General features: G+C 58.2%; 19 protein-coding genes. 10 read left to right on the forward strand and 9 right to left on the reverse strand.

Annotation, left to right across the window (positions count from 1 at the left end):
• Positions 1-122: 122 nt before the first annotated feature.
• The gene (locus WX88_RS02335) at positions 123-2,888 is read right to left on the reverse strand and encodes a hypothetical protein (RefSeq protein ID WP_046242649.1); all 2,766 of its coding nucleotides are present in this window, start codon (positions 2,886-2,888) and stop codon (positions 123-125) included.
• Between the two features lie 306 nt (positions 2,889-3,194).
• Here WX88_RS02335 and WX88_RS02340 point away from each other — a divergent pair, with 306 nt between their 5' ends.
• From WX88_RS02340 to WX88_RS02350, 3 genes are all read left to right on the forward strand, one after another.
• Complete coding sequence (locus WX88_RS02340) at positions 3,195-3,818, forward strand: hypothetical protein (RefSeq protein WP_046242650.1); 624 nt, start codon at positions 3,195-3,197, stop codon at positions 3,816-3,818.
• Between the two features lie 162 nt (positions 3,819-3,980).
• A complete protein-coding gene (locus WX88_RS02345; protein WP_156175911.1) occupies positions 3,981-4,472 on the forward strand; it encodes a hypothetical protein in 492 nt (163 codons plus the stop codon).
• A gap of 162 nt (positions 4,473-4,634) precedes the next feature.
• Positions 4,635-6,119 carry an APC family permease gene (locus WX88_RS02350; RefSeq protein ID WP_046242651.1) on the forward strand — a complete coding sequence of 495 codons (1,485 nt, stop codon included), beginning with the start codon at positions 4,635-4,637 and terminating at the stop codon, positions 6,117-6,119.
• Between the two features lie 134 nt (positions 6,120-6,253).
• Here WX88_RS02350 and WX88_RS02355 read toward each other — a convergent pair whose 3' ends face one another.
• From WX88_RS02355 to WX88_RS02370, 4 genes are all read right to left on the reverse strand, one after another.
• Complete coding sequence (locus tag WX88_RS02355) at positions 6,254-7,495, reverse strand: serine hydrolase domain-containing protein (RefSeq protein WP_046242652.1); 1,242 nt, start codon at positions 7,493-7,495, stop codon at positions 6,254-6,256.
• Between the two features lie 373 nt (positions 7,496-7,868).
• Positions 7,869-8,621 carry a carboxypeptidase-like regulatory domain-containing protein gene (locus WX88_RS02360; RefSeq protein ID WP_046242653.1) on the reverse strand — a complete coding sequence of 251 codons (753 nt, stop codon included), beginning with the start codon at positions 8,619-8,621 and terminating at the stop codon, positions 7,869-7,871.
• Between the two features lie 278 nt (positions 8,622-8,899).
• Entirely contained in the window at positions 8,900-9,331 is a 432-nt protein-coding gene (locus WX88_RS02365; protein WP_052732259.1) for a hypothetical protein, read from the reverse strand.
• A 146-nt stretch (positions 9,332-9,477) separates the two neighbouring features.
• Positions 9,478-10,248, reverse strand: a complete 771-nt coding sequence (locus WX88_RS02370) for a DUF547 domain-containing protein (RefSeq protein ID WP_082115799.1) — start codon at positions 10,246-10,248, stop codon at positions 9,478-9,480.
• Between the two features lie 527 nt (positions 10,249-10,775).
• On the opposite strand from WX88_RS02370, the gene WX88_RS02375 reads away from it, so the two are divergent.
• The 4 genes from WX88_RS02375 (at position 10,776) to WX88_RS02390 (ending at position 14,523) form a co-directional block, all read left to right on the forward strand.
• Complete coding sequence (locus tag WX88_RS02375; RefSeq protein ID WP_046242654.1) at positions 10,776-12,113, forward strand: NAD(P)/FAD-dependent oxidoreductase; 1,338 nt, start codon at positions 10,776-10,778, stop codon at positions 12,111-12,113.
• A 72-nt stretch (positions 12,114-12,185) separates the two neighbouring features.
• On the forward strand, positions 12,186-12,452 hold the full coding sequence (locus WX88_RS02380; RefSeq protein WP_046242655.1) for a hypothetical protein: 267 nt from the start codon (positions 12,186-12,188) through the stop codon (positions 12,450-12,452).
• A 5-nt stretch (positions 12,453-12,457) separates the two neighbouring features.
• Positions 12,458-13,816, forward strand: a complete 1,359-nt coding sequence (locus WX88_RS02385) for a 4Fe-4S binding protein (protein WP_046242656.1) — start codon at positions 12,458-12,460, stop codon at positions 13,814-13,816.
• 278 nt (positions 13,817-14,094) lie between these two features.
• Positions 14,095-14,523, forward strand: a complete 429-nt coding sequence (locus WX88_RS02390; RefSeq protein WP_046242657.1) for a hypothetical protein — start codon at positions 14,095-14,097, stop codon at positions 14,521-14,523.
• 864 nt (positions 14,524-15,387) lie between these two features.
• Here WX88_RS02390 and WX88_RS02395 read toward each other — a convergent pair.
• Positions 15,388-15,843, reverse strand: a complete 456-nt coding sequence (locus WX88_RS02395) for a peroxiredoxin (RefSeq protein ID WP_046242658.1) — start codon at positions 15,841-15,843, stop codon at positions 15,388-15,390.
• Positions 15,844-15,978: 135 nt separating this feature from the next.
• Between WX88_RS02395 and WX88_RS02400 the strand changes: the two genes are divergently transcribed.
• The 3 genes from WX88_RS02400 (at position 15,979) to WX88_RS02410 (ending at position 19,720) form a co-directional block, all read left to right on the forward strand.
• Entirely contained in the window at positions 15,979-16,677 is a 699-nt protein-coding gene (locus tag WX88_RS02400) for a glycosyltransferase family 2 protein (RefSeq protein WP_046242659.1), read from the forward strand.
• A 63-nt stretch (positions 16,678-16,740) separates the two neighbouring features.
• Positions 16,741-18,195 (forward strand): glycosyltransferase, encoded by a 1,455-nt coding sequence (locus WX88_RS02405; protein ID WP_046242660.1) that lies wholly within the window; start codon positions 16,741-16,743, stop codon positions 18,193-18,195.
• 208 nt (positions 18,196-18,403) lie between these two features.
• The gene (locus WX88_RS02410; protein WP_046242661.1) at positions 18,404-19,720 is read left to right on the forward strand and encodes a glycosyltransferase 87 family protein; all 1,317 of its coding nucleotides are present in this window, start codon (positions 18,404-18,406) and stop codon (positions 19,718-19,720) included.
• Between the two features lie 2 nt (positions 19,721-19,722).
• Here the strand turns inward: WX88_RS02410 and WX88_RS02415 are convergent, their stop codons facing one another.
• The 3 genes from WX88_RS02415 to WX88_RS02425 form a co-directional block, all read right to left on the reverse strand.
• On the reverse strand, positions 19,723-20,616 hold the full coding sequence (locus WX88_RS02415) for a hypothetical protein (protein WP_052732261.1): 894 nt from the start codon (positions 20,614-20,616) through the stop codon (positions 19,723-19,725).
• 88 nt (positions 20,617-20,704) lie between these two features.
• Positions 20,705-21,355 (reverse strand): TIGR04282 family arsenosugar biosynthesis glycosyltransferase, encoded by a 651-nt coding sequence (locus WX88_RS02420; RefSeq protein ID WP_046242662.1) that lies wholly within the window; start codon positions 21,353-21,355, stop codon positions 20,705-20,707.
• Positions 21,348-21,881 carry a rhodanese-like domain-containing protein gene (locus WX88_RS02425; protein ID WP_072052921.1) on the reverse strand — a complete coding sequence of 178 codons (534 nt, stop codon included), beginning with the start codon at positions 21,879-21,881 and terminating at the stop codon, positions 21,348-21,350. The genes WX88_RS02420 and WX88_RS02425 overlap by 8 nt, the downstream gene beginning before the upstream one ends.
• Positions 21,882-22,027 lie beyond the last annotated feature (146 nt).

Consider the following 22,027-nt stretch of genomic DNA (forward strand, 5'->3'; position numbering starts at 1 on the left):
GTTTCGGGGTCGGGGTACCGTCGCGCGAACTCTGTAGTCCGCGTCCCCGCGCCGGTCGCAACCGCAGAGAATAGTCATGTCGACCTTGGGTTCGCTGCGCTCAGCCGGACGTTCTTCTCAACTCATGGCTGGGCCATTCGCAGTTCGGTGCGGCGCAATTCGTGGTCCACAGTGCGCACCAGCTGGTAGGTATCGGTGGTGGCATCGTAGCTCAGGCCCACGCCGGTACCGGTGCTCGGCAGGGGCGCGCCACCCAGCAGTCGTCCTTGCGCGTTATATAGGTACGCCTGGCCCGGCCCCGGCTCCGTGATGGCAATCAGGCGGTGGCCATTACCAAAATCAAAGAACTGAACGGGCTTTTCACCTGAAGTAATAAAACGCTGAGTGAGTAGCGGAGCCACCTGATTGGGCAGATAGACATCGAGCTGATTGCCGTCTTCGCGGGTCACAACGAAGGTGCGGCCACGGCGGTCCGGCACCAGGCGGAAGCGGGCGGTCCGGCTCCAGGTGGCCACCCGACGCCGGCTCAGAACGTCGCCAGCCAGCGTGAAGGTCACCAGTTCGCCGTGCTGATTTACCACCGTGAAGCGGGTGCGGCCCAGCGTGGTACCGGCCTCCACGAGCACGTCGCCGGCCAGCCGGCCACCCATACTCAGTGGGAAGCCGGGCAACAAGCTTCCCTGCCCGTCGAAAGCGTAGATGTAACCGTTTTGCAAGGGCGCCAACACCACATCACGCCCACTCACATTGAGCAAGGCCGGGCGCCCGGCCAGTGGGACATCAAGCCGCTTAGGCTGCCAGCCGGTAAACAAGCGGCCCCGCGCATCGAGCAGCAGCAGGTCGTTGCCAGTCGTTACGGCCAGGAGGCGCGGCGGATTAGAGCCCGGACCGGGTGCAGCCACGAGGGCAGCCACGCGCATAGTATCGGGTAGGTTGAGGGGGAAAGGCAGCACCTCACGGCCATCGTTGGCGAGCAGGTGCAGACGGGGGCCGGCCCCCAGCAGCAGGCCGGCGGGCCCGCCCCCACCCACCGGCATTGGCCCCACTCCTACCGCCGGCCCCGCCAGCGTATCCGACCACAACACGGTATTTTCAGCACTCACAAAATGCAGCGTGCCAACAGAATCCTGCACCACCACGGCCGGCACCCGCGTGCCCACAACGGGCAGCAGCGTGGGCGCCCCCACCAGCAGGTGCTTGAAGGCCAGCACCCGACCATTGGCTGCTACGCCGCCAGCCTGGGCCGAGGCCGGGCCTAAGTCGGGGCGCCGCAGCAAGAGTTGGGTAAAATACTGAGCATCGGGAGCGGCCTCGTTGTCGGCTGGCACCAGCTGCCAGGCCACCTGGGGGAAGCGCTTGAACAGTGTTTCATTGCGCAGCAGGCCCGCCCGACGCTCTTCGGTGAGCACCCCCAGCAACGCGTTCCAGCTGTTGCGCGTATCCACGAAGATGCTCAGGCGCGCCCGGGGCAGAGTTTCCTGCAAAAAAGCCACCTGCGATGGCGTTTGGGCCCAAGTGCGCCCGGCCACCACGTCGGCCAGATAGCCATTTAGCGTTTGCTCATCCGACAGCACTAAGTAATTGCCTACCAATACGCCCGCGCTAGCCACCACCTCTACGGCGCTGGGCTGGGCGGGTGCCAGTAGCGGCCCCAGCACCGCCTCCTCCGTAAAGCCTACCGGATGAATTTCGTAGGGCCCCACTTTGGTAAAGGCGGGTGAGTTGCCCTGGAGGCGGCGCAGGCGAGCCAGCCACGTGTCGGTGCGGCGCGGCGCCGGGCAGCGCACGAAAGCCAACCGCCCCGGCCGGCTGCGAGCCGACGAAGCAGCCAGATAACCAATAGCCATTTCCCCATTAAAAGTGGCCCGCAAGCTGTCGAGGGCAGCACTGCGCCCGAGCGAATCGGCCACTGGCTGGCTTGCCGCGGGCCAGGTGCGGGCGGGGTTAGCCGCCAAGTGCAAGAGCATGGCCGTGCGCGTGCTCAGCAGGCTAGTCAGGCCCAGCGGCTGGGCCGGCTGGCCGCGCATCCTTTGCTGCAACGTGCCCTTGGCCGTTTCGGGCTCCGAAAAGCCTTGCAGCTGGGCCCGGCTCCCGGCCAGCTGCAACCCGAGCAAGCCTTGCGAAACCAGGCCCGTCAATTGGTCGAACTGCCCGTGGGCATCGCGCCGAAACAGAACGTCGAGGAATTGGGGCAGGCGGCGGTAGTTTATCAGCAGCGTGGCATCTACGCCGCGCAGCTTCAGCAAATCGGTGGAGCCAAAGGCGGCCAGCACGGTGGGAGCTGCGGGGTGGGCCAGGCGGCGTACCACGGCTTCCACCAAGCCGGAGTTAGCGCTAATCAATAGATGGTTGCGGTAGTTGAGCACCGTGACGCTGGTTTCGCTGCGCAGCTCGGTGAGGACGTTGAATTCCTGGCCTTCGTAGTCGCGGGTAGTGAGGCGGTAGCGGGCATCGCGGCTCAGAGTTTCGAGCAGGCCCCGCACCTGGCGATATTCGGTCACGCGCGTAAGCGGAATCTGGTAGAGCACGTCAAACTCGCCGGGCCCGGTCACGTGCAGCGAGGTTATCACTAGCTTCCGACCCAGTAACGTCAGAAGGCTGTTGCGGCGCTGGGCATTGCCGCCGGCCAGACTATCGGCCAGGGCCAGGTGCCCGGCGGCTTGCTGGAAATAGCGCACGGCTGTGAGGTTATCCCACAGCTCGGTTTCCTGCAAGTGGCGGACCAGCGCGGGGTGGTCGTGGGTGCTCAGCACCAGCACGGCATCATCGGGCACCAGCGCGTAGGGGTCTACGGGCACGGCCGCCAGGGTGCGCCGGTAATAGACATACGTGGCCAGCGCGAGCAGAAGTAGAAGCGCGGTAAGTAACGCCAGGAGCTTTCGGGACATGCAATGGGAAGCGGATGACGGGCGACGAAAGTACGGCCGAAGCCAGGTTTTGATTGGTGGCTGGTACAAAAACCCCGGTCCTCTCCTATGCTAACAGCGGTTTCATAACCGATATACAACTGGCTCCCTCTCTCTGCGGAGAGGGGGCCAGGAGGTGAGGTTGACGCGAAGGCAAGACCTACGTCTTCATGAAACCGCTCTAACCTGTGAGTTGATAGGAAATCCCGGCTGCACCTTACACCGTAGGCACTAGCCCAATGGACCGGGCAACGTATCTTGCTCACGGCTAACCCCAGGGCCTCTCCCATGAAATTTTCGTTTCTATCCTTTCGCGTTCCGGCTGGCTTCCGGCGCAACCGGCTCCGGCGGGGCTGGGTATGGGCGCGCTTTGCCCCATTGCTGGCCGTGGCGGCCTGTTTTCAGTTGCGCGAGCCCGAGCCGGCCGCGGCGGCCAGCGAATGGATTCAACCTACGCAGGTCGACATTTTGCTGGCCAACTTCACCACTGCCGTGCAGCGCCTCAACGTGGCCAATTACGAACGCAGCCTTAGCGGCCCTGACTACCGCTTCGTGCCCGACCCGACCAGCGCCGGCTCCTCGCCTGCCCTGTTTGCCAATTGGAGCGTGCCCGACGAAACTACTTACTTCACCAGCCTGCGCCGCCGCTCGGCCGCCATGCCCGACAACACTCTCACCCTCACCAACCGCCGCGACCAGCTCTACACCGCCGACTCAATTGAAGTTTCTGCGTTGTATCAGCTGCGCGTCAGTCAACAGGATACCGCTTTCCGCGCCGGCCTGCTGCAAGGTAACATCCGCCTCATCCTGCGCCGCCGCAACAACGAATGGCGCATCATTGCCTGGCGCGACCAGCGCACCGGCCCCGGCCTCTGCTGGACCGATTTAAAGAAGTATTTCAGCTCCCAATGATTATGCGGTGCTTGATGAAGAAGCAGGCGCTTCCGACCTGTTTCTTCACTCTTCTACCCATTCCCCTTTCCAGCCTCCCGCTTCTTTAATGAAGCAGAGTGTATATTTCGCCTCATGAAGTCGCCGGCGCGCCCATCTTTCTCAGTTTCGCTGCTTTTGGGCATGTTGCTGATGTTGACGGTGCCCGCCTGCAACCCCTTCGCCCCGGCTCTTGATGAGGTGCCGACCGATCCAAACGAGCTATTGGGCAATCCGGTCACCGTACGCGGATTCTTCGACCGGTTTCGGGCCGCGTATCAGCTGCGCGATTCTACCCTTTACGGCCAACTGCTGTCACCTAAATTCAGGTTTACTTACCGCGACTTTGCCGCCAACGTGGACCGCTCCTGGACCCGCGATGTAGATGCCAATACCACCTACCGGCTTTTTCGGGCCGCCCGCTCCACCAACTTGCAGTGGACGCAGTATCTGCCCAGTTCCGATACGCTGTCGTCGGACACGATAGCCACCGTGGAACGGTCGTTCCTACTCACCATTGAGCAGCGCGACGATGAGCGGTTTTCCGGCTCGGGCACCGCTCGGCTGATACTGGTGCGTAAGAACCGGAACGCCCCCTGGCGCATGCGCAGTTGGTATGACCGGAGTGAGTTTTAATTTTTTGGAGCTAACTAGATATTCCATTGAGCAGGCTGGAATTGGTTAGCTACCAGACTCCAAGTCAAGCCCCGGTAGTAGTCCAATCGTGGTTGTTTTATTCCGGCTCGCCTCCGCAGGCGGGCCGGAGGCATTTTCTTTGATAAATTTTAATCCCTATCCATGCCCGAAATACAACCGGACTCCGCTGCCCAACCTCATTTCCAACGCGCCATCACGCTTTTTGATGCCATCATGCTCGTCACGGGCAGCATGATAGGCTCGGGCATCTTCATCGTCGCGGCCGATATTGCCCGGCAGGTGGGCAGCGCCGGCTGGCTGCTGGTGGTGTGGCTGCTCACTGGGCTCATCACCATGGCCGGGGCCATCAGCTACGGCGAGCTGGCCAGCATGTTTCCGAAGGTGGGTGGGCAGTACGTGTACCTGCGCGAGGCTTTTGGGCGACTCACGGCTTTCCTCTACGGCTGGACGCTGTTTCTCGTCATCCAAACCGGCGTGATTGCGGCAGTGGCCGTGGCGTTCGCAAAGTTTACGGGGGTGCTGGTGCCGTTTTTTAGCGTGAAAAACGCGCTGTTCCAGGTCGGTAGCTTCGAGTTTAGCAGCGTGCAGCTGCTAGCCATTGCCCTCATTATTGGCATCACCGCCCTCAACGCGCAGGGAGTGCGCACCGGCAAGCTCATTCAGAACGTGCTGGGGAGCACCAAGCTTATCGCACTGGGTTTGCTCATTATATTCGGCATGGCCCTGGGGCTGAACCACGAAGCCATTCAGGCCAACTTCGCGGACCTCTGGACGGCAACCCGCTCGGCCGCGCCCGGTGATAGTGCGGCAGTGCTGCCCATCGGCGGCAGCGCCTTGGTCATCGCCATCGGCATGGCCATGACCGGCTCGCTGTTCTCCTCTGATTCATGGAATAACATTGGCTTCGCGGGCGAGGAAATCCAGAACCCGGAGCGGACGCTGGTGCGCAGCATGGCCATCGGCACGGCCATTGTCACGGCGCTCTATATCCTCATCAACGTGGTATACTTGCTGGTGCTGCCTCTGCACGGCACACCCGAAGCGGCCACGCTCGCCGGCCGCGGCATTCAGTATGCCACCGATGACCGGGTTGCCACCGCCGTGGCCGAGTCAGTATTGGGCCGCGCCGGTGCCTACGTGATGGCGGTGCTCATCATGCTCAGCACCTTCGGAGCCAATAACGGTATCATTCTCAGCGGCGCCCGCGCTTATTTTGCCATGGCCAAGGATGGCCTGTTCTTTCCCGGCCTGGCCCGACTCAACGGAGCCGGTGTGCCCGGCCGCGCGCTCTGGGCCCAGTGCCTGTGGGCTTGCCTGCTCTGCCTGAGTGGCAAATACGGCCAGCTGCTCAACTACGTGATGTTCTCCGTTATTCTGTTCTACGTCATCACCATCGTGGGCATTTTCGTCCTGCGCCGCACCCGCCCCGAGGCCCCCCGCCCCTACCGCGCCTGGGGCTATCCGCTGGTGCCGGGCTTGTACGTGGTGCTGGCCAGCACTTTCTGCGTCATCCTGCTCATTGCTCCGGACACGGCCGAATTCTCCCGTCGCGGGCTTGCCCTGATGGCGCTAGGGCTCCCAGTGTACTTCTTGTTTGGCCGGCGTTTTGGTGGCCCGGCTGCTTAAGAAGCTGTTAATATTAGACTAGCGTTACCAGGAGATAACGCGGGGTTAATGGGTGTTATGAGATTCTCATTACAATGGGACGACAGATTCCGGTGAGTTCCAAAGCACTGTTGAGCAGTCCGCCTGCCTGGCTATCAGTGACCTATCCGATGCTGGTATTTGGCCAGCGTTTCCCAGATTTTGTACATGGTGACTTCACCTGCGCGGTTGGTAGTGCTGGTGTTCATCAGCAATACGCGGCCAATACCGGATTTGGGGTCAAAAAACAGCAGAGCTATCACGCCGGGGTCGCCGCCGGTATGGCCGATGAAGCCGGTGTAGCCGAACCCCATAAAAACGCCCACGTTGTAGGATTCGCTGTAGGGATTGCGCTCGTTGCGCTCCTCAAAATTGCCGGCCGCCAGTTGGGGACGGAAGAATTCGCGGTAACTCTCCGGCCGCAGCACGGTGCCGTGGCCTTGGTAGCCCCGAATCAGCTCACGCAGATACTTGCTCAGGTCGGCGACGGACGAAATGAAGCCGCCGTCGGGGTACGTGGCCTGCCCGTAGTAGGGCAGCGGTACGGCGGGAGATTGGTAGAGCCGGGCGTAGCGGGAAAAATCGACGTCGGTGAAGCGCCAGCCCGAATCCCGCAGGCGCATTGGCCGGGTGATGTACCGGGCCGTAAAGTCCGGAAACGGCTGCCCACTGGCCAGTTCCACCACGTACGCCGCCAGGGCCGCGCCCACGTTGGAATACTCGTACAGCTCTCCAGGCCGGCGGGCGAGAAATCCTTTCGGCTGGTACCACTTCCCCTGCGGAGTCAACACATTTTTTAGAAACACGGGCAGGGTCACCGCCGAATCTGCGGGAATAAACGTCTGTACGTCCTCGAACGTCATCGGCATGCCCGTTACGTTCTGGCCGGGCTTGAGATAATAGTTTTTGCTCAGGTAGAAATCGTTGTCGCGGATGGTGGATGTGTGGGTCGCCAGGTGCCGGAGCGTAATTGGCACGTCGGGAAACGCTGGATTGATGACCGGGAAAGGCAGGTACTTGTTAATTGGGTCGTCCAGGGTAAGCAGGCCCAGTTCCTGCGCCTTGAGCAGGACCAGCCCCACCACCGTTTTGGACACCGACGCGATGCTTTGCACGGTGTGGATGCCGTATGCTTGTTGGGCCTGTGCGTCAGCAAAGCCAAAGCCGTGCTGGTAGAGGGTGCCCTGCCGGCTCACGATGGCTACCCCAAACCCATTGAAATGACTTTGGCTGCGCAACGCTTCCAACTCCGCCGTCAAGGAATCTATTGCGGCCCGGCGCCGGACCGGTTGGGCCACTCCCCGCGTGGCGGGGCCGAAAGCAAGACAGAGGACTGAGGCAATAATAGCTCTGATCATGAGCAAGATATTCAGGGAAACAATTCGCGCTATCGGGTAGCGCCGACAGCAAATCAAGGTTTTTTCGCAGTACTAGTTACTGCTTGGCTAGCTGGCGTGGGTTAGCGTCTTCGTTATAAATCCTTTTTTACGCAGCTCAATCAATAGTTACCCGTAATCTTTCGCCTTGTTATAACGAAGACCTCCGTCATCGGCAATCGGGTCATGTGCGCTGGCCTGGGGCCGCCAAATAAGCTATACGAGGCATAACTCTACACCATTCAACCAACTGCCGCACCTTGTCTCGCTCAACACCAAAAAGGCCTCTCGTACTGAGAGGCCTTTTGCGTAACATTTTATATTTCTAACCAATAGCTAAAACCCAGTAATAATATTAGCGCCGTCTCCGGCTCTCTTTGGCGCGGGGCGTGAGGGTCACGTTCACGGGCTGGCTATTGCGAATACGCACCACTTCATCGTCGTAACCGCCGTAGCCATAGATGAGGGAATTGTCGTTACCAGCGGGTACTTCCAGCGTATAGTTGCCATTGGCATCGGTGCTGGTGCCTTTACTGCTGCCTTTAAGCAACACGGTCGCCCCCACGAGTGGCCGACCGTTTTCATCCTCAATCTTACCCGACATAGTCATGCTGGCGGGCGCGGCGGCTTGCTGTGGTTCGGGCGTGGCCTGTACTACCACAGGTTCGGGCTCGGGAGTGGACAGTGATGCCACATTGGGAGCAACTGCCTCATTCGTGGAGGTCGCTGCTAGTATGGCAGACGCGGAAGCTTTAGACCGATTACTAGTTGATTCTGTGGCTGCTTTCCTAGCTTTTTCCTCCGAATCTTTGGTATCTTCCGTAGGTGCGCCTTTGAGGTCCGCGGCAATGCTGTCGGCCGCAGTGGTCGCGGTAGCCGTTACGGCCGCATCGTCGAGCATGAACGAAGGTGTCACCGACGTGATTCCACTGCTAGCGCCCTTGCCACCTTTGGGCAAAACCACGTAGCCCAGTGCCAGCGCCAGCACCACCGCCACCAGAACGTACATCAGCCGGTTGTTGCCGCCCGACAGCACTTCTTCGTCCTGCGCTTCCAGGTTAGGGTCATATTGTTCGTTATCTGACTTGGGTAAATTTTCTGTACTCATAGATTCAAAAATAAAATAAATACCCGGGTTAAAAGGTCTGAAAATCAGTCGGCCACTAAAGTCACCTCTCCGAATATGCCTCGCAAGTTAAGCTTTTGCCGGGTTATCTGCTCCAGTCAGCACTTTTTTTTACGGCCGCACCGCCCTGAGCAACCATCGGCTGCTGAAAAGCAGGCCAATTGAGGGCATAATCGCCTTGATAAAAAAGCAATGAGGCCGGCACAGTCGGGGCATGTGCCCCGACTGTGCCGGCCTCGCTTACCACGCTCAGTGGTGGGTTATTCGTCGCTGATGGTTTCGTTGCGGCCAGCAGGCGTTGGAGTACCGCTGGGAGCCTTTTCGCCGAACTCCTGGTGGCGGGTGCGCAGGTTATGGTCTATCTCATAGCTGCCCTCGGCTTCGAAACCCGGGCCCTGCGCCTGCTCACCAGCGCCGGTATGGTCGTTGCCACCGCTGGGAGCAATATCGGAGCCGCCAATGTGCAAGTTTTCCAGTTGGTCTTTCTGGTTGTTGCGCTGCATGTAGCCGTTGGCTCCGGTGTAGCGGGCGGCCGTGGGGTCGTTGCTCGACTTGTTATTACTTTGGTCCTGCTGGTATTCTTTCTCCTTTTCCAGCGCTTCGTTCTTCGGGAAGTTCTTATTTTCCGTAATCTCGGCGTTTTCGCCTTCGTCGGTGTTGGTTCCGTCGCCGGATATATTATCAGGAATCATGAGCTGGAGATAAAGTGGATGAGGGAATTGTCTAACTAAGCTTACGCAGGTCCCGTCATTCCGTTACGCGACAGGTGGGGCTGCTGGCAGCCCCGCCTGTCGCGGCTTTCCGTTATCCCATACTGCCTTACGCTTTCGCCTGCACCTTATTTCTGGTCGTTCAGGCTCCAGTTGTAGGGGTAATATTCAACCGCGTACCAGGTGGGCAAGCGGTTTTCCTTACGAAATTGATTGACGTACATCACGCCGGTTTTGCCGTCGCCGCTCTTGCTAAAGTCTGCTTCATACCATTTAAATATTTCGGGCAGCTTTACCATCTTGCTGGCATCATCGACTTTCACATATTTCGGGTCAAGTAAGGCAAACTTTGTCTGGTTGTTGAGCTGTACAAACAGTTGCTTGCCCACGTAGGCCGTGCGGCTCAGGCGGGGGCAGCTGTTGGTGCCGCACACCAGCGCGAAATGCAGCCGCGGGTCATCATAGATTTTGCGCAGCTTATCAGTTTCAATCTGGTCGAGGGTCAGCTCTTCACCCCCCACTTGCATCCGGGACCTGTTGAAGAAGCCGGGCATGTCCTGCACCGACGTGAGCGGATAATTTCGCACTATTTCACTGATAACTAAAATATTATAGGCATTCAAATAAAACGCATACTGGTCGGCCATATTCACTTCGGCCACCTCAAATGCCGCGATGCTATCCAGCAACCCATCCAGCTGTTCGGGATTGCGCTGAATGGCCGCATAATTTACTTTGCCCTCTTTGTTTACAAATTTTTCAAGAAATGCCGTCGTCTGCGCCGTAAAAGAAGCGGGTGTAATTGGCGCGCCGCTGCCCGCCGTAGCCGAGCCACTAACTAATAGCAATAGCACTATAAACGCTGCCCAAGACCCTCCGAAAGCGTGTAAAGATTTCATAAAATAAAATGGTTAAAACAGGTAAATAATGTCGAAGCTACTATCCAAAATGGCGGTTGGATTTAGCCTTTTTTGCATTTCCCATTTTGGTCCATACTCACCTGATATGAAAGCCCATTTCTTGCGCAAAAACCAATGCGGCGCTACGTTTTTTCCAAAAAATAGTTTGCCTGCTTTTGGCGCTGACCGGAATAATACTTGAGTTCGTCGCCTAAAATACCTGGTTTGGCTTTCTTTACCCTCGTTAAAGGTTCTCCTTTTTCACTATGAAATACTTCGACTTTGGAGACCGTTTGCTTTGCTTTTTATAGTGTTTTTTTGTCATTTATTTATACATATCCACGCCACAACAGTCCCAGAAAAGTAGCCGGAAATGTGCCTGAATAATGAGCAGGATAGAAAAGCTCCGTGACACTCTATGGCCACGATGTGGTAAGCAAGTCTTCGGGGACAAACGAAAGTATTGTGACCGTAGGATTGTGCCTCGCCCCGCCTACATTTGACGAGTAGCATTCCTGCCCTACTTCATGCACCTGGTTATTATTGGCAATGGCATTACCGGCGTGAGCTGCGCGCTGACCGTGCGGCGGCTGCGCCCGGAGGCGCGCATCACGCTGGTTTCGAGCGAGAGCGCCCACCACTACTCCCGCACGGCGTTGATGTACGTGTACATGGGTCACTTGCGCCCGCAGGATATCAAGCCCTACGAAGACTGGTTTTGGAAAGAAAACCACTTAGAACTGGTACACGCCACCGCCACTGCGCTGAATACTAGCAAGAAGCTCATTGCTCTCGCCAACGGTACTACCCTTGCCTACGACCAGTTGCTGCTGGCCACGGGCTCCGAGAGCAAGCGGCACGGCTGGCCGGGCCAGGACCTGGCCGGCGTACAGGGCCTCTACCATCTGCCCGACCTCGAAGCCATGACTCGCGATACCCACGGCATCAGCCGGGGCGTGGTGGTCGGCGGCGGCCTCATCGGCGTGGAGTTGGCCGAGATGCTCCACTCCCGCGGCATCGAGCCCACGGTGCTGGTGCGCGATGCCCACTACTGGGCCTCGGTGCTGCCGCCTGAAGAGGCCAATCTGGTCGACCGCCAGTTTGAGGAAAACCGGGTACCTGTGCGCTACCGAACCGAGTTGCGGGAGATTCTGGGTGATGCGCAGGGGCGCGTGCGGGCGGTAGTGACAACGGCTGGCGAGGAAATACCCTGCCAGTGGGTGGGCCTGGCCATTGGCGTCAGCCCCAACCTGACCCTGGCCAAAACGTCGGAAATTGATACCGACCGGGGCATTCTCGTCGACGAGTACCTGCGTACCAACGTGCCCAACGTGTATGCGGCCGGCGACTGCGCCCAGCACCGCCAGCCCGCCGCGGGCGAGGTAGCCATCGAGCAGCTCTGGTACACGGGCCGCATGCAGGGCGAAGCCGTGGCGCACACCATTTGCGGACAGCCCACGCCCTACCGGCGCGGCGTGTGGTTCAACTCGGCCAAGTTCTTCAACCTCGAATACCAGACCTACGGACAGGCTCCGGCCAGCCCAATAGCCGGCCTCGAAAGTTTTTATTGGGAACATCCGTCAGGTCGCGCGGCGTTGCGCGTCTACTTCCGGGCCGAGGCGCCGCACGCTGTGGTTGGGTTCAATGCCCTGGGGCTGCGCCTGCGCCACGACGTGTGCGAGCACTGGATTCGGCAGCAGGCTCCTGTGGCCACGGTGATGAGCCACCTGGGGGCGGCTAATTTTGACCCGGAGTTCTTTCCGCAGCACGAAAAGGCAATGGTGACGGCTTTTAATCAGCAGTTTCCGCAGCAACCCGTGGCACTGAAGCAGCGAAAGGGCTTGTTTTCACTGATTAAAAAATGAGCATTAATAATTGTAATGGCTGATAAGGAGATAGTACTACGCTAATTAAAACGTCTTGCTACTGCCCTTTCAATGCCTCATTCCTACTTGTTACTGCTCCCCTCCCTGCCCGTGGACTATTCTAAATTTTATCGCCCTTCGGCCCTCAACAGCTTCCAGTTCATCGCCCTCACGGGCTTGCTGATGAGCGCCGGCGCCCACTTGATTCTGCACTTTTTTGTGAGCCGCCCCATGCCCAGCGGCTTCAACTGGCTCTACGTGTGCTGGACGGGCTTCTACATCATTGGCACGCTCATCAATCTGTTTGGCAAGCCCGACGAGCCGCACCACCATCACTAAATTGAATGTCTCCAACGCTCAACGCCCCACCGCTACCCGCCACCTCGCCGGCTGAAAAACTCACGCTGGCCGTGGTGGCCGGCGGCCTGCTGGCCCTGCTCCTGGCCCTGGCCGATGCCGACCCGGGCCGCCAGCAAACCTGGTTTTACCTGGCGCTGGGGCTCATAAGTGGCGGTACGCTGGCCTGGAGCTGGCTGAAGTTCGGCAAGCACCCGGCCGGGATGCAGCACAACAACCTGTGGTGGCGGGCCAGCACCGGCCGGGGCGCGGTGGCCTGGGTAACCGGCCTCGTGCTCACGGGCTTCTACGTGGTGCTCTATTGGTACAGCGGCGATGACGGCCACGGCCATTTCGGCCCGCTCAACAACCTCGTGCACGCCCTCGACGGGTTCAGCCAGTGGCTGCGCGCCCGGCCCGCCGACCAGTGGTTTCTTTACGGCACGTTCTACACGCTGGCGGTGCTGCTCATGGGCACCCGCGCCCTCTGGAAATACCGCCACTCGCGCTACCAGCTCATCCGCACGGCGTCGGTCATGTTTTTTCAGCTCGGATTCGCTTTTCTAATTCCGGGGCTGCTGCTGTTTTTTCAACAACCTGAGTTTTACTTCACCTATTTCTGGCCGCTGAAATACGACTACTTATTTCCCGGCACGGTCAACTCGCTGGTGCAAAATGGCGGCCTGGGCGTATTCATGGTATTTTGGGGCGGGGTGATGTCGCTGCTGGCCACGCCGGTGCTCACCTATTTCTACGGCAAGCGCTGGTACTGCTCGTGGGTGTGCGGCTGCGGCGGCCTGGCCGAAACCGCCGGCGACCCCTACCGCCACCTCGCCGACAAAAGCCGGGCGGCCTGGCGCTGGGAAGTGCGCATCATCTACCCCATTTTGGTTATCATTCTGGTCATTACGGGGCTGCTGTGGGTGCATTTTGCCACCGGCAGCACCTTGCTGGGCGAGGCGGGCAACGTGGCCGCCAAGTGGTATGGCTTTGCCATCGGGGCAGTGTTTTCGGGCGTGATTGGGGTGGGGTTTTATCCGATTATGGGCTCGCGGGTGTGGTGCCGCTTCGGCTGCCCCATGGCGGCCTACCTGGGCCTGCTGCAAAAGCACTTCTCCCGCTTCCGCATCAGCACCAACGGCGGGCAGTGCATCAGCTGCGGCAACTGCTCCAACGTGTGCGAGATGGGCATCGACGTGAAGCAGTATGCCCAGCGCGGCGAGCCCATCATCCGGGCCTCGTGCGTGGGCTGCGGCATGTGCAGCACCGCCTGCCCCCGCGGCGTGCTCAACCTCGAAAACGGCCCGCGCGAAGGGCGCTACCAAGGCTCGCAGCTGATTCACGCCGACTCACTGCGCATCCTCTAATCAAGCTGGTCCAATGCTGCCGCAGCTATTTTCACCGCACAATTTTGGCTTCACTAATAGCACACTGGACCACACCATTTATTCGCCTAGCCCGTACTTAGCTAAACGCTGTTTCCTATTTCAAGGGTGATATTCATAATCCAATTATGGTCCCTAGCAGCGTTCCTGTTGCAGGAACTAAATCTCAATAAAAAGGTTGTTTTTGTATATATGTAATTAATTGCTATACATACCACACTGAAGTATTCTACTTACTGAGAGTTGGCTATATTAGCGGCATGAAACCTCTACTACTTTGTCTGCTCTTATTTATTGTTGGTTCGACTAGAGCCCAGACCTCTGCGAAACCATTTAAAGGCGCCAATACTATTCTTGTGCAGTTGCCCGATAGCGGAGTAGCTGCGTGGAAAGCAGCTGCGAAGGTGCTCCTTAGCAAGGGTTACACCATCAAAAATAGTGATAAGGAACTACTCACTCTTTCAACTGAAAGCAAGTCAATTAGTCGAGCAGGTGACGTAATATTAAGCTCAAATGTAAGTGCACATCAAGTAGTTTTTCGGGGCATATTTAACACCCACACACTTAATGATGTGCCAATGCAAATAGTTATGCGTGGCATGGTTGGCAGCCCTTTTATGATAGCTTGGAACGAATTAGAGGTAGTAGCAGCGAGCCTAGGTGGAACGATTACCTACGCCAAGCAGTAGCAGAGTAGGCACCGACTGCTTTGAGGCTTCGAACTGCCTCTACCTAAATCTTATTTTGCTGGCTGCTTGAGGCAAATAGTGCACGGCTGTACTAGCCGCACTAATTATATCTGCGGCTGCTATCAGGGTAGTGCCGCATGCCATCTTTGCGATGCCTTTCGCTACCACAGTAGGTCCATATTTAAGGGGCCTTTGAGTCCATTAAAATAATGGACGGTGACGTCCCCACCTTATGCCCGTTGCCTCGCTAGTTCCTTGCTCAATAGCCATTCCGGTGCCACTGGGAAGCACAGACTAGTACAGAGGGCGTGATATTGACAGCAACAAGGGCTATTTGTCAAGACTCTGAAAATAGCCAGGGACTTCTGAGCCTTTACAACGTAAGACTGTGCCGGTCATTCCACCGTGCGGCAGGTATCCTACCTTCTCTACACCTGTTTCGCGCCTTCCTTATCCATATCCGTTACTCTTGGCCGACAATCAACAGAGAGAATGAGTACTAACGCCGTCGGACGACTTACCAGAACCATCGGATGACCTTCCGGAGCTATCGGACGACCCGCCAGTACCATCGGATGACCTGTGGAGCCATCGGACGGGTTTCCGGAACCATCGAATGACTTTCCAGAGCCATCGAACCACTTGCCAGAGCCATCGAATAGCTCGCCGGGGACTTTGTGAGGCAGAAGCCCCGCCCGGTAGTCTCGCCTAAGCTGGCCCTGATGACTGACCGCCATTCCCTTACAACATAGGGCAACTTGTAATAAACTGCCTGATATGCCATACTGATTAATTTAAATCGTGGGCAGACTAGCCGCAACCTGAATGCCGGATGTTGCCCTGGCAGTATCAGGAAGGCAGCCGTCAGGGCAATCCTTGCAGCACCTGCTTGGCGTTGCTCACGTGGTCGGTGGCGCCGCTCAGCGAGTTGAAGATGTATTGAATGATGCCGTTTTTGTCAATCACGAACGTGACGCGGCCGGGCAGCAGGCCCAGCAGCGCCCGGGGCACTTCGTAGAGCTTGCGCACTTTGCCCTCGGTATCGGCCAGCAGCTCGAACGGCAGGCGGTGCTTTGCGGTAAATTTCTGGTGCGACTTCTCGCTGTCGGAGCTGATGCCTACGACTTCGGCGCCGAGGTCTTTGAAATCCTCGTACTGGTCGCGGAACGAGCAGGCTTCGGCCGTGCAACCGGGCGTGTCGTCTTTAGGGTAGAAATAAAGCACGATGCTACGTTTGCCACGCTGCTCGGAGAGGTGAAACGTGGTGCCAGTAGTGGTCTTCAGCGTAAAATCGGGCGCGGGTTGGCCTACTTGAAGCATAGTTGGAGGAGTTGAACAGAGCTGCAAATTAGCAGCACCGTGCTGCTTTACGGCCGCAGCGGCATCTTTGTGGCCCAGTAGCGCTTGCCGCTGACTCCATTACGCTGATGGGGCCCGGTCCCACGACTTATTTTAATGTCCCAGCCTCGCATCACCGTCATTATACCGGCCCACAACGAAGGCCAGGCCATTGGCTTGGTGCTGAGCGAGATTCCCGCCGGCCTGGTGCAGGAGGTGGTGGTAGTGGACAATAATTCGACCGACGACACCAGTACCGCGGCGGGGGCCGGGGGCGCCACCGTGCTCCGCGAGCCCCGCCCCGGCTACGGCTACGCCTGCCTGGCCGGCATGGCCTACGTCTTCGGCAAGGCCCAATCTCATTGGCCGGACATTATCGTATTTCTCGACGGCGACCATTCCGATTACCCCGAGCAAATGCCTGACCTGCTGGCACCCCTGCTGCGCGGCGACGCCGACTTAGTTATTGGTTCGCGGGCGCTGGGCGTGCGGGAGCGCGGGGCCCTGCTGCCGCAGCAGCGTTTCGGCAACTGGCTGGCTGCCCGGCTGCTGCGGCTGCGCTACGGCGGTACCTTCACCGATTTAGGGCCGTTCCGGGCCGTGCTTGCTCCTGCCCTGCTCAGCCTCAACATGGAAGACAAAACCTACGGCTGGACGGTGGAAATGCAGGTAAAAGCGGCCCGCCAGGGCCTGCGCACTGTGGAAGTACCCGTGCGCTACCGCCGCCGCATTGGCACCAGCAAAATATCGGGCACGGTGCGCGGCACGATTGGGGCCGGCTACAAAATTCTGTGGACCATTTTCCGGTATTGGTAAGATTTATTACCGCCTTTTTTCCACTGACTTGCCTGTGATTTACGCTTTACTCTTACGTTTCTGATGCCGCTGCTGCCCATTCTGCTTGTGGTGGTGTACGGCCTGTGCCTGCTGTTTATTCTGGGCTTCAGCGTGGGCCAGTGGCAGCTCACGCGCTTGGCCTTGCGGGCCTATGCCCGGCCGGCCGCCGCCCCGCCGCCGACTCCGGCCGCGTGGCCGCGTGTGACGGTGCAGCTCCCGCTCTACAACGAGCAAAATGTAGTGGAGCGCGTGATTGATGCCGCCGCGGCCCTCGACTACCCGCCTGAGCAGCTGCACATTCAGGTGCTCGACGACTCCACCGATGCCACTGTGGCGCTGGCGGCGGCCCGCGTCACGCACTTCACGGCCCTGGGCCTGCGCATCAGCCACGTGCGGCGCCTGGGCCGCGAGGGCTACAAAGCGGGCGCCCTGCGCTACGGCCTCGATTTTACCGACGGCGAATTCATTGCCATTTTCGATGCCGACTTCGTGCCCGAGCCGGATTTTCTGCGCCGCACCGTGCCGTATTTTTTGCAGGACTCAACTGTGGGCGTCGTACAAACCCGCTGGGGCCATCTCAACCAAAATGAGTCGCTGTTGACGCGCCTGCAAGCCTTTGGCCTAGATGCCCACTTTCTCATTGAGCAAGTGGGCCGCACGTTCGCCGGGTTTTTCATCAATTTCAACGGCACCGGCGGCGTATGGCGCCGCGCCTGCATCGACAATGCCGGCGGCTGGCACATCGACACCCTCACCGAAGACCTCGACCTGAGCTACCGCGCCCAGCTGCGCGGCTGGCGGTTCGTGTACCGTCCCGAAATCGTGGCGCCCGCCGAGCTGCCCGCCGTAATGGATGCCCTCAAATCGCAGCAGTTTCGCTGGACTAAGGGCGCGGCCGAAACCGCCCGCAAGCACCTGGGCACCATGTGGCGCTCGTCGCAGCCGCTGGCCGTCAAGCTACAAGCCACGTTTCATCTGCTCAATAGCAGCGTGTACATCGTCATCCTGCTCATGGCCCTGCTGAGCGTGCCCCTGGTGTTCGTGCGCGAGCAGTACCATGAATACAAGGTCGTGTTCCAGCTGGCTTCCGTCTTCCTGGTGGGTTTCACTCCGCTCATCTACTATTACTACACGGCGTGGCGGCTGGCGCAGCCTGAAGGGAAAGCGCGTTTCTACCCCGGCTTTTTCCTGCTGTTTTTGTCAGTATCAATGGGGCTGGCCTTGCACAATACCCGGGCCGTAACCTTGGGTTGGCTCGGGCAGCGCACGCCGTTCATCCGCACGCCCAAGGCTGGCACTGGCAGCCGGCCTCAGCGGCGCTACCGCACCGGCGACGTAGGGCCGCTGGTGCTCCTCGAAGGAATACTAGCCGCGTATTTTGCATTTGGCCTCCTTGCCGGGCTCTACTTCCGCGATTTTGGCCTCCTTCCGTTTCATTCCCTGCTCACGGTCGGTTTTGCGGCCATCTGCTATTACTCGGTGCGCCACGCCCGCTGAAATTCTAATTGCTAATTATTGCTAAACTCTTTTCGAAATAATTAGCGCCCGCCGACTACCAGCTGACAACTCAAGCCGTTCAGGACTTTGCGGCCATCCTTTCAGAAGGTCCTGCTCATCTGGCTGAATATAAATTTCTAAAACAGCTTTAATTACCAACAAACCAGCCTTGTCAATTAAGCTTCCATCGATTTATCAAGTCGGGGCGATGCTACTTTCCGGCGCGGCCTACGCGGGGCTGGCTTATGCCACGCCGCGGGCGCATTTTGGGCAATTGGTGGCATTATTTGCAGTAGCACTGCTGGCTTATGCGTGGCTGTTGCACAGCCAGTTGCCGTGGCGCTGGGGGCTGGGGGCGGCGCTGCTGTTCCGGCTCATCTGGCTGCCAGCCATGCCCGCGCTTTCCGATGACATTTACCGCTTTCGCTGGGATGGCATTCTGGTAGCCAACGGCGTAAACCCTTTCCGGTTCCGGCCCGATGAAATAATTGCCGATGGCGCCCGCAAGGCTATCAAAGATGAGCCTGCTCGAAACCGGGAATTGCCTCAATTGCAGCAGTTATATCGGCAAATAAATTCCCCTCACTACTACTCGGTTTATCCGCCGGTTTGTCAATTTATTTTTGGCGCTGCGGCCCGCTTATTTCCAACTTCGGACAGCGGCTTCGCCTTCAGTCTGCGGGTTGTTATTCTGATGGCGGAGGTAGGCGTTGCTTGGCTGTTACTGGCCCTGCTACCAGCCTTGGGCTGGCCGCCAGAGCGCGTGTTGCGCTACTTCCTACACCCCTTGGTTATCACGGAGCTAACTGGCAACCTGCATTTTGAAGGCTTAGTATTTCTATTTGTTTTATTGGCCCTATGGCTATTGGCTCGCCAGAAATGGGGCGTTTCGGCCGTAGCACTAGGGCTGGGCGTGGCCACTAAGCTGCTGCCTTTACTTGCGCTTCCCCTGCTGTGGAGCCGGCTGGGGTGGCGTCGGCTTGTTGCTTATTCCACTAGTAGCACCGCCATATTATTGCTACTATTTACCCCATTTATTTCAGTTGAGTTGTTTATAAATATCAGCCGCAGTCTCAAATTATATTTCCGCAGCTTTGAATTCAATGCGAGCATTTATTACCTGCTCCGACCCATCGGCATCTGGCTCACTACCTACAATCAGATTGCCATTATCGGGCCCTCGCTCGCCCTCGTCAGCGGCCTGACCGGCCTTGTCCTTGCCTGGCGGGAACGCCACCCCACCCTAGCTTCGCTGCCCCAAACCCTGCTGCTCATGCTAACGGCCTACTACGCCCTGGCCACCACTGTGCACCCCTGGTATCTCACGCTGCTGATTGGCTTGAGCACGTTTTCCCGCTTCCGCTACCCGTTGGTATGGGGCGGACTCGCTATACTCTCCTACGCCGCTTATCGCACTAATCTATACACCGAAAATCTCTGGCTCGTAGCACTGGAGTATACCATAACCTTTGCCACGTTGGCAGTTGAGGTTATGCCGCTTCACTTAAGGAGAACCGAGGCATGAAGTTACTGGGGCCAATATTTATATCGACGCACCGATTTTAATTGCAGACTACGGCCGTCCCAAGTGACTTGACGGAGCAATACATTGGGGTATTTTTTGGCGAACCAATACACGTTTTCTTTGCCGGATGCCAGAGCTACGGCCACGCGCCAGGCGGGCTCTGAAACATCATTGGCTGGTGCTTCAGCAGTGGTAAGATGGGCCTGATAATAGACGGGTGGCTTGGCCTGATTGGTTTGCTGCAAGTCCATTACTACTAAATCAAAAGCGGGCAACTGCTCGAATTTCAGGCTACGCAAGGTGTAGGAAAGCGCGTCTTCCAAGAAAACATCACGCCGCAAATCGCGGTGGCCCACGCCCTGCTTGTCCCAATACGAATCAAAAGTCTGTTGAAAATTAACGCCATCATCAACAATGGATTTGAATGTATTACCGCACCATTCCTGCGATGATGTGGTCATTTTATAGAGTGCTACGGGCTGGTCACGCCGAAAGAATAGCGACGTCAGGTAATGGTAGGGGTACTGGTCGGTCTGAATCTGGCAGAACTGATTTATTTTCATCACCGGAAATAAATCATTCCGATTATAGTCGTCCGTCTTGACGTTGAACTGCTGATTAAATTCTTCCTTAACCGTAATCTGGACGTACTCGAACGCTCGCTTTTTCTTGTATACCACACGCTCCGCATCATATGTGGCGACTTCCGCCAGGCCATCTTCCCACAACTTGCGCATGGCCCACTCCTGGTCGAAATAAGGCTGCACCGCTTGTAACGCTTGCGCCGAGATTGGCACCTGGCCGCCCGACTCAGGCTTTTCCGGGGCATTGCAGCCAATCAGCCACAGACTGAGCAACGACGCGAGCAACGATTTCCGAAAGGGCCACTGAAACATATTTTGAACGGGTGAGATGGGAAATAAGTCGACAATCACCTTCTATTCAGAGGGTGGCTCCCGCGGGTGGCTTGGCTCAGAGGGCGAGTTATTCCCAATTTTTATTGCGCCAAGCCGCCAAATCGGCGGCGGTATCCACGTCGCGTAGCTCTGGTAGCAGGGCCACCTGCAAGCCCAGCCGCCGGGCATCAGCCAGGGTATCGGTCAGCACGGAAGCCGTGCTCCAGGCCTTCTGCTGAAACAATTCGGGCTGGGGCTGGCGCAATCCGAGGAGATAATAACCGCCATCGGTGGCGGGCCCCAGCACCACATCGTGGTCGGCCAGCAGCCTAAAGGCCTGAGTGAGGTGAGCGGCGCGCAAGCCAGGGCAGTCGGTGCCAATGATGGCTGCCCGGTGCGCCCCAGCTGCAAAAGCCTCCCCAAAAGCCGCCATCATGCGCTGACCTAAGTCACCGGCTTCCTGGCAGCGGGTAGTCATGCCAGGCCATTCCCGGGCCTCCGTGTCAGTGGGTTCTGGCCCGGCGGTATCGGCCAGCCAAACGGTGGTGGGCACCCCCGCCTCGGTAACGGCCGTCCGGGTGATGGCCAGCAACTCGTGGTAGATGGCCAGGGCCTGGTCGGGGCCCACGCCCGCAGCCAGCCGGCTTTTTACCCGCCCGAGCGCGGGCACGCGGGCAAATACTAGCAGGTGGTCGCCCCTTCCCGGACCGGCGCTTTCAACTATTGGCTTATCACTCATACACTTTGTTTCCACGTTTTAGCCAAGCCCCCCACAACGCCGAATAAGGATGAACATTGTGGGTAGGACCTTGGGCATTGTACACTGGGTAGCCTTCATTTATCCACTCGAACATTCCTCCGTAAAGGTTGCGCACATGCTGAAACCCGAGGGCATGGAGCTGTTCGCCCAGGCGCTCGCTGCGGTAGCCCACTGAGCAGTATACCACCACGGGCTGGCTGCGGTCGAGTTCCACGAATGTTTCTGTGGCCACCGAATCAAAATTGACGAAGCGGGCCCCACGCAAGTGACTGACTTTAAATTCGGCTGGTGTGCGGGCATCGAGTAGCACCACACCGGCAGCCTGCTGTAGCTCATGCGCCAAGGTTGCCGACTGCACCGTCGGCACGGTGTTGCGGTACAAGGTCCGCAACAGTCGGCTATAGCTGGGGCTAATGCTGCTCGCAGCGGTATCGGAGCCGTTTTGGTTGCAAGCCGTCAGCGCGAACAGGCTGCACCAGAAAGAAGTAAAAGCGGTGCGTTTCAAGGCGTGCTTAAAAGGTGAGGGGCTGGTGCTGATGGAGTGGGGCACTGCCCTACCAGGCACGCCCCTGCGCCATTCAGCCTATTTACAAGCGACAAAATACCGTTGGAAAGCAGGCATTATGATTGGAAGTGGACGGCCAGGGAAGG

Source organism: Hymenobacter terrenus (assembly GCF_000972495.1).
Taxonomy (GTDB): domain Bacteria; phylum Bacteroidota; class Bacteroidia; order Cytophagales; family Hymenobacteraceae; genus Hymenobacter; species Hymenobacter terrenus.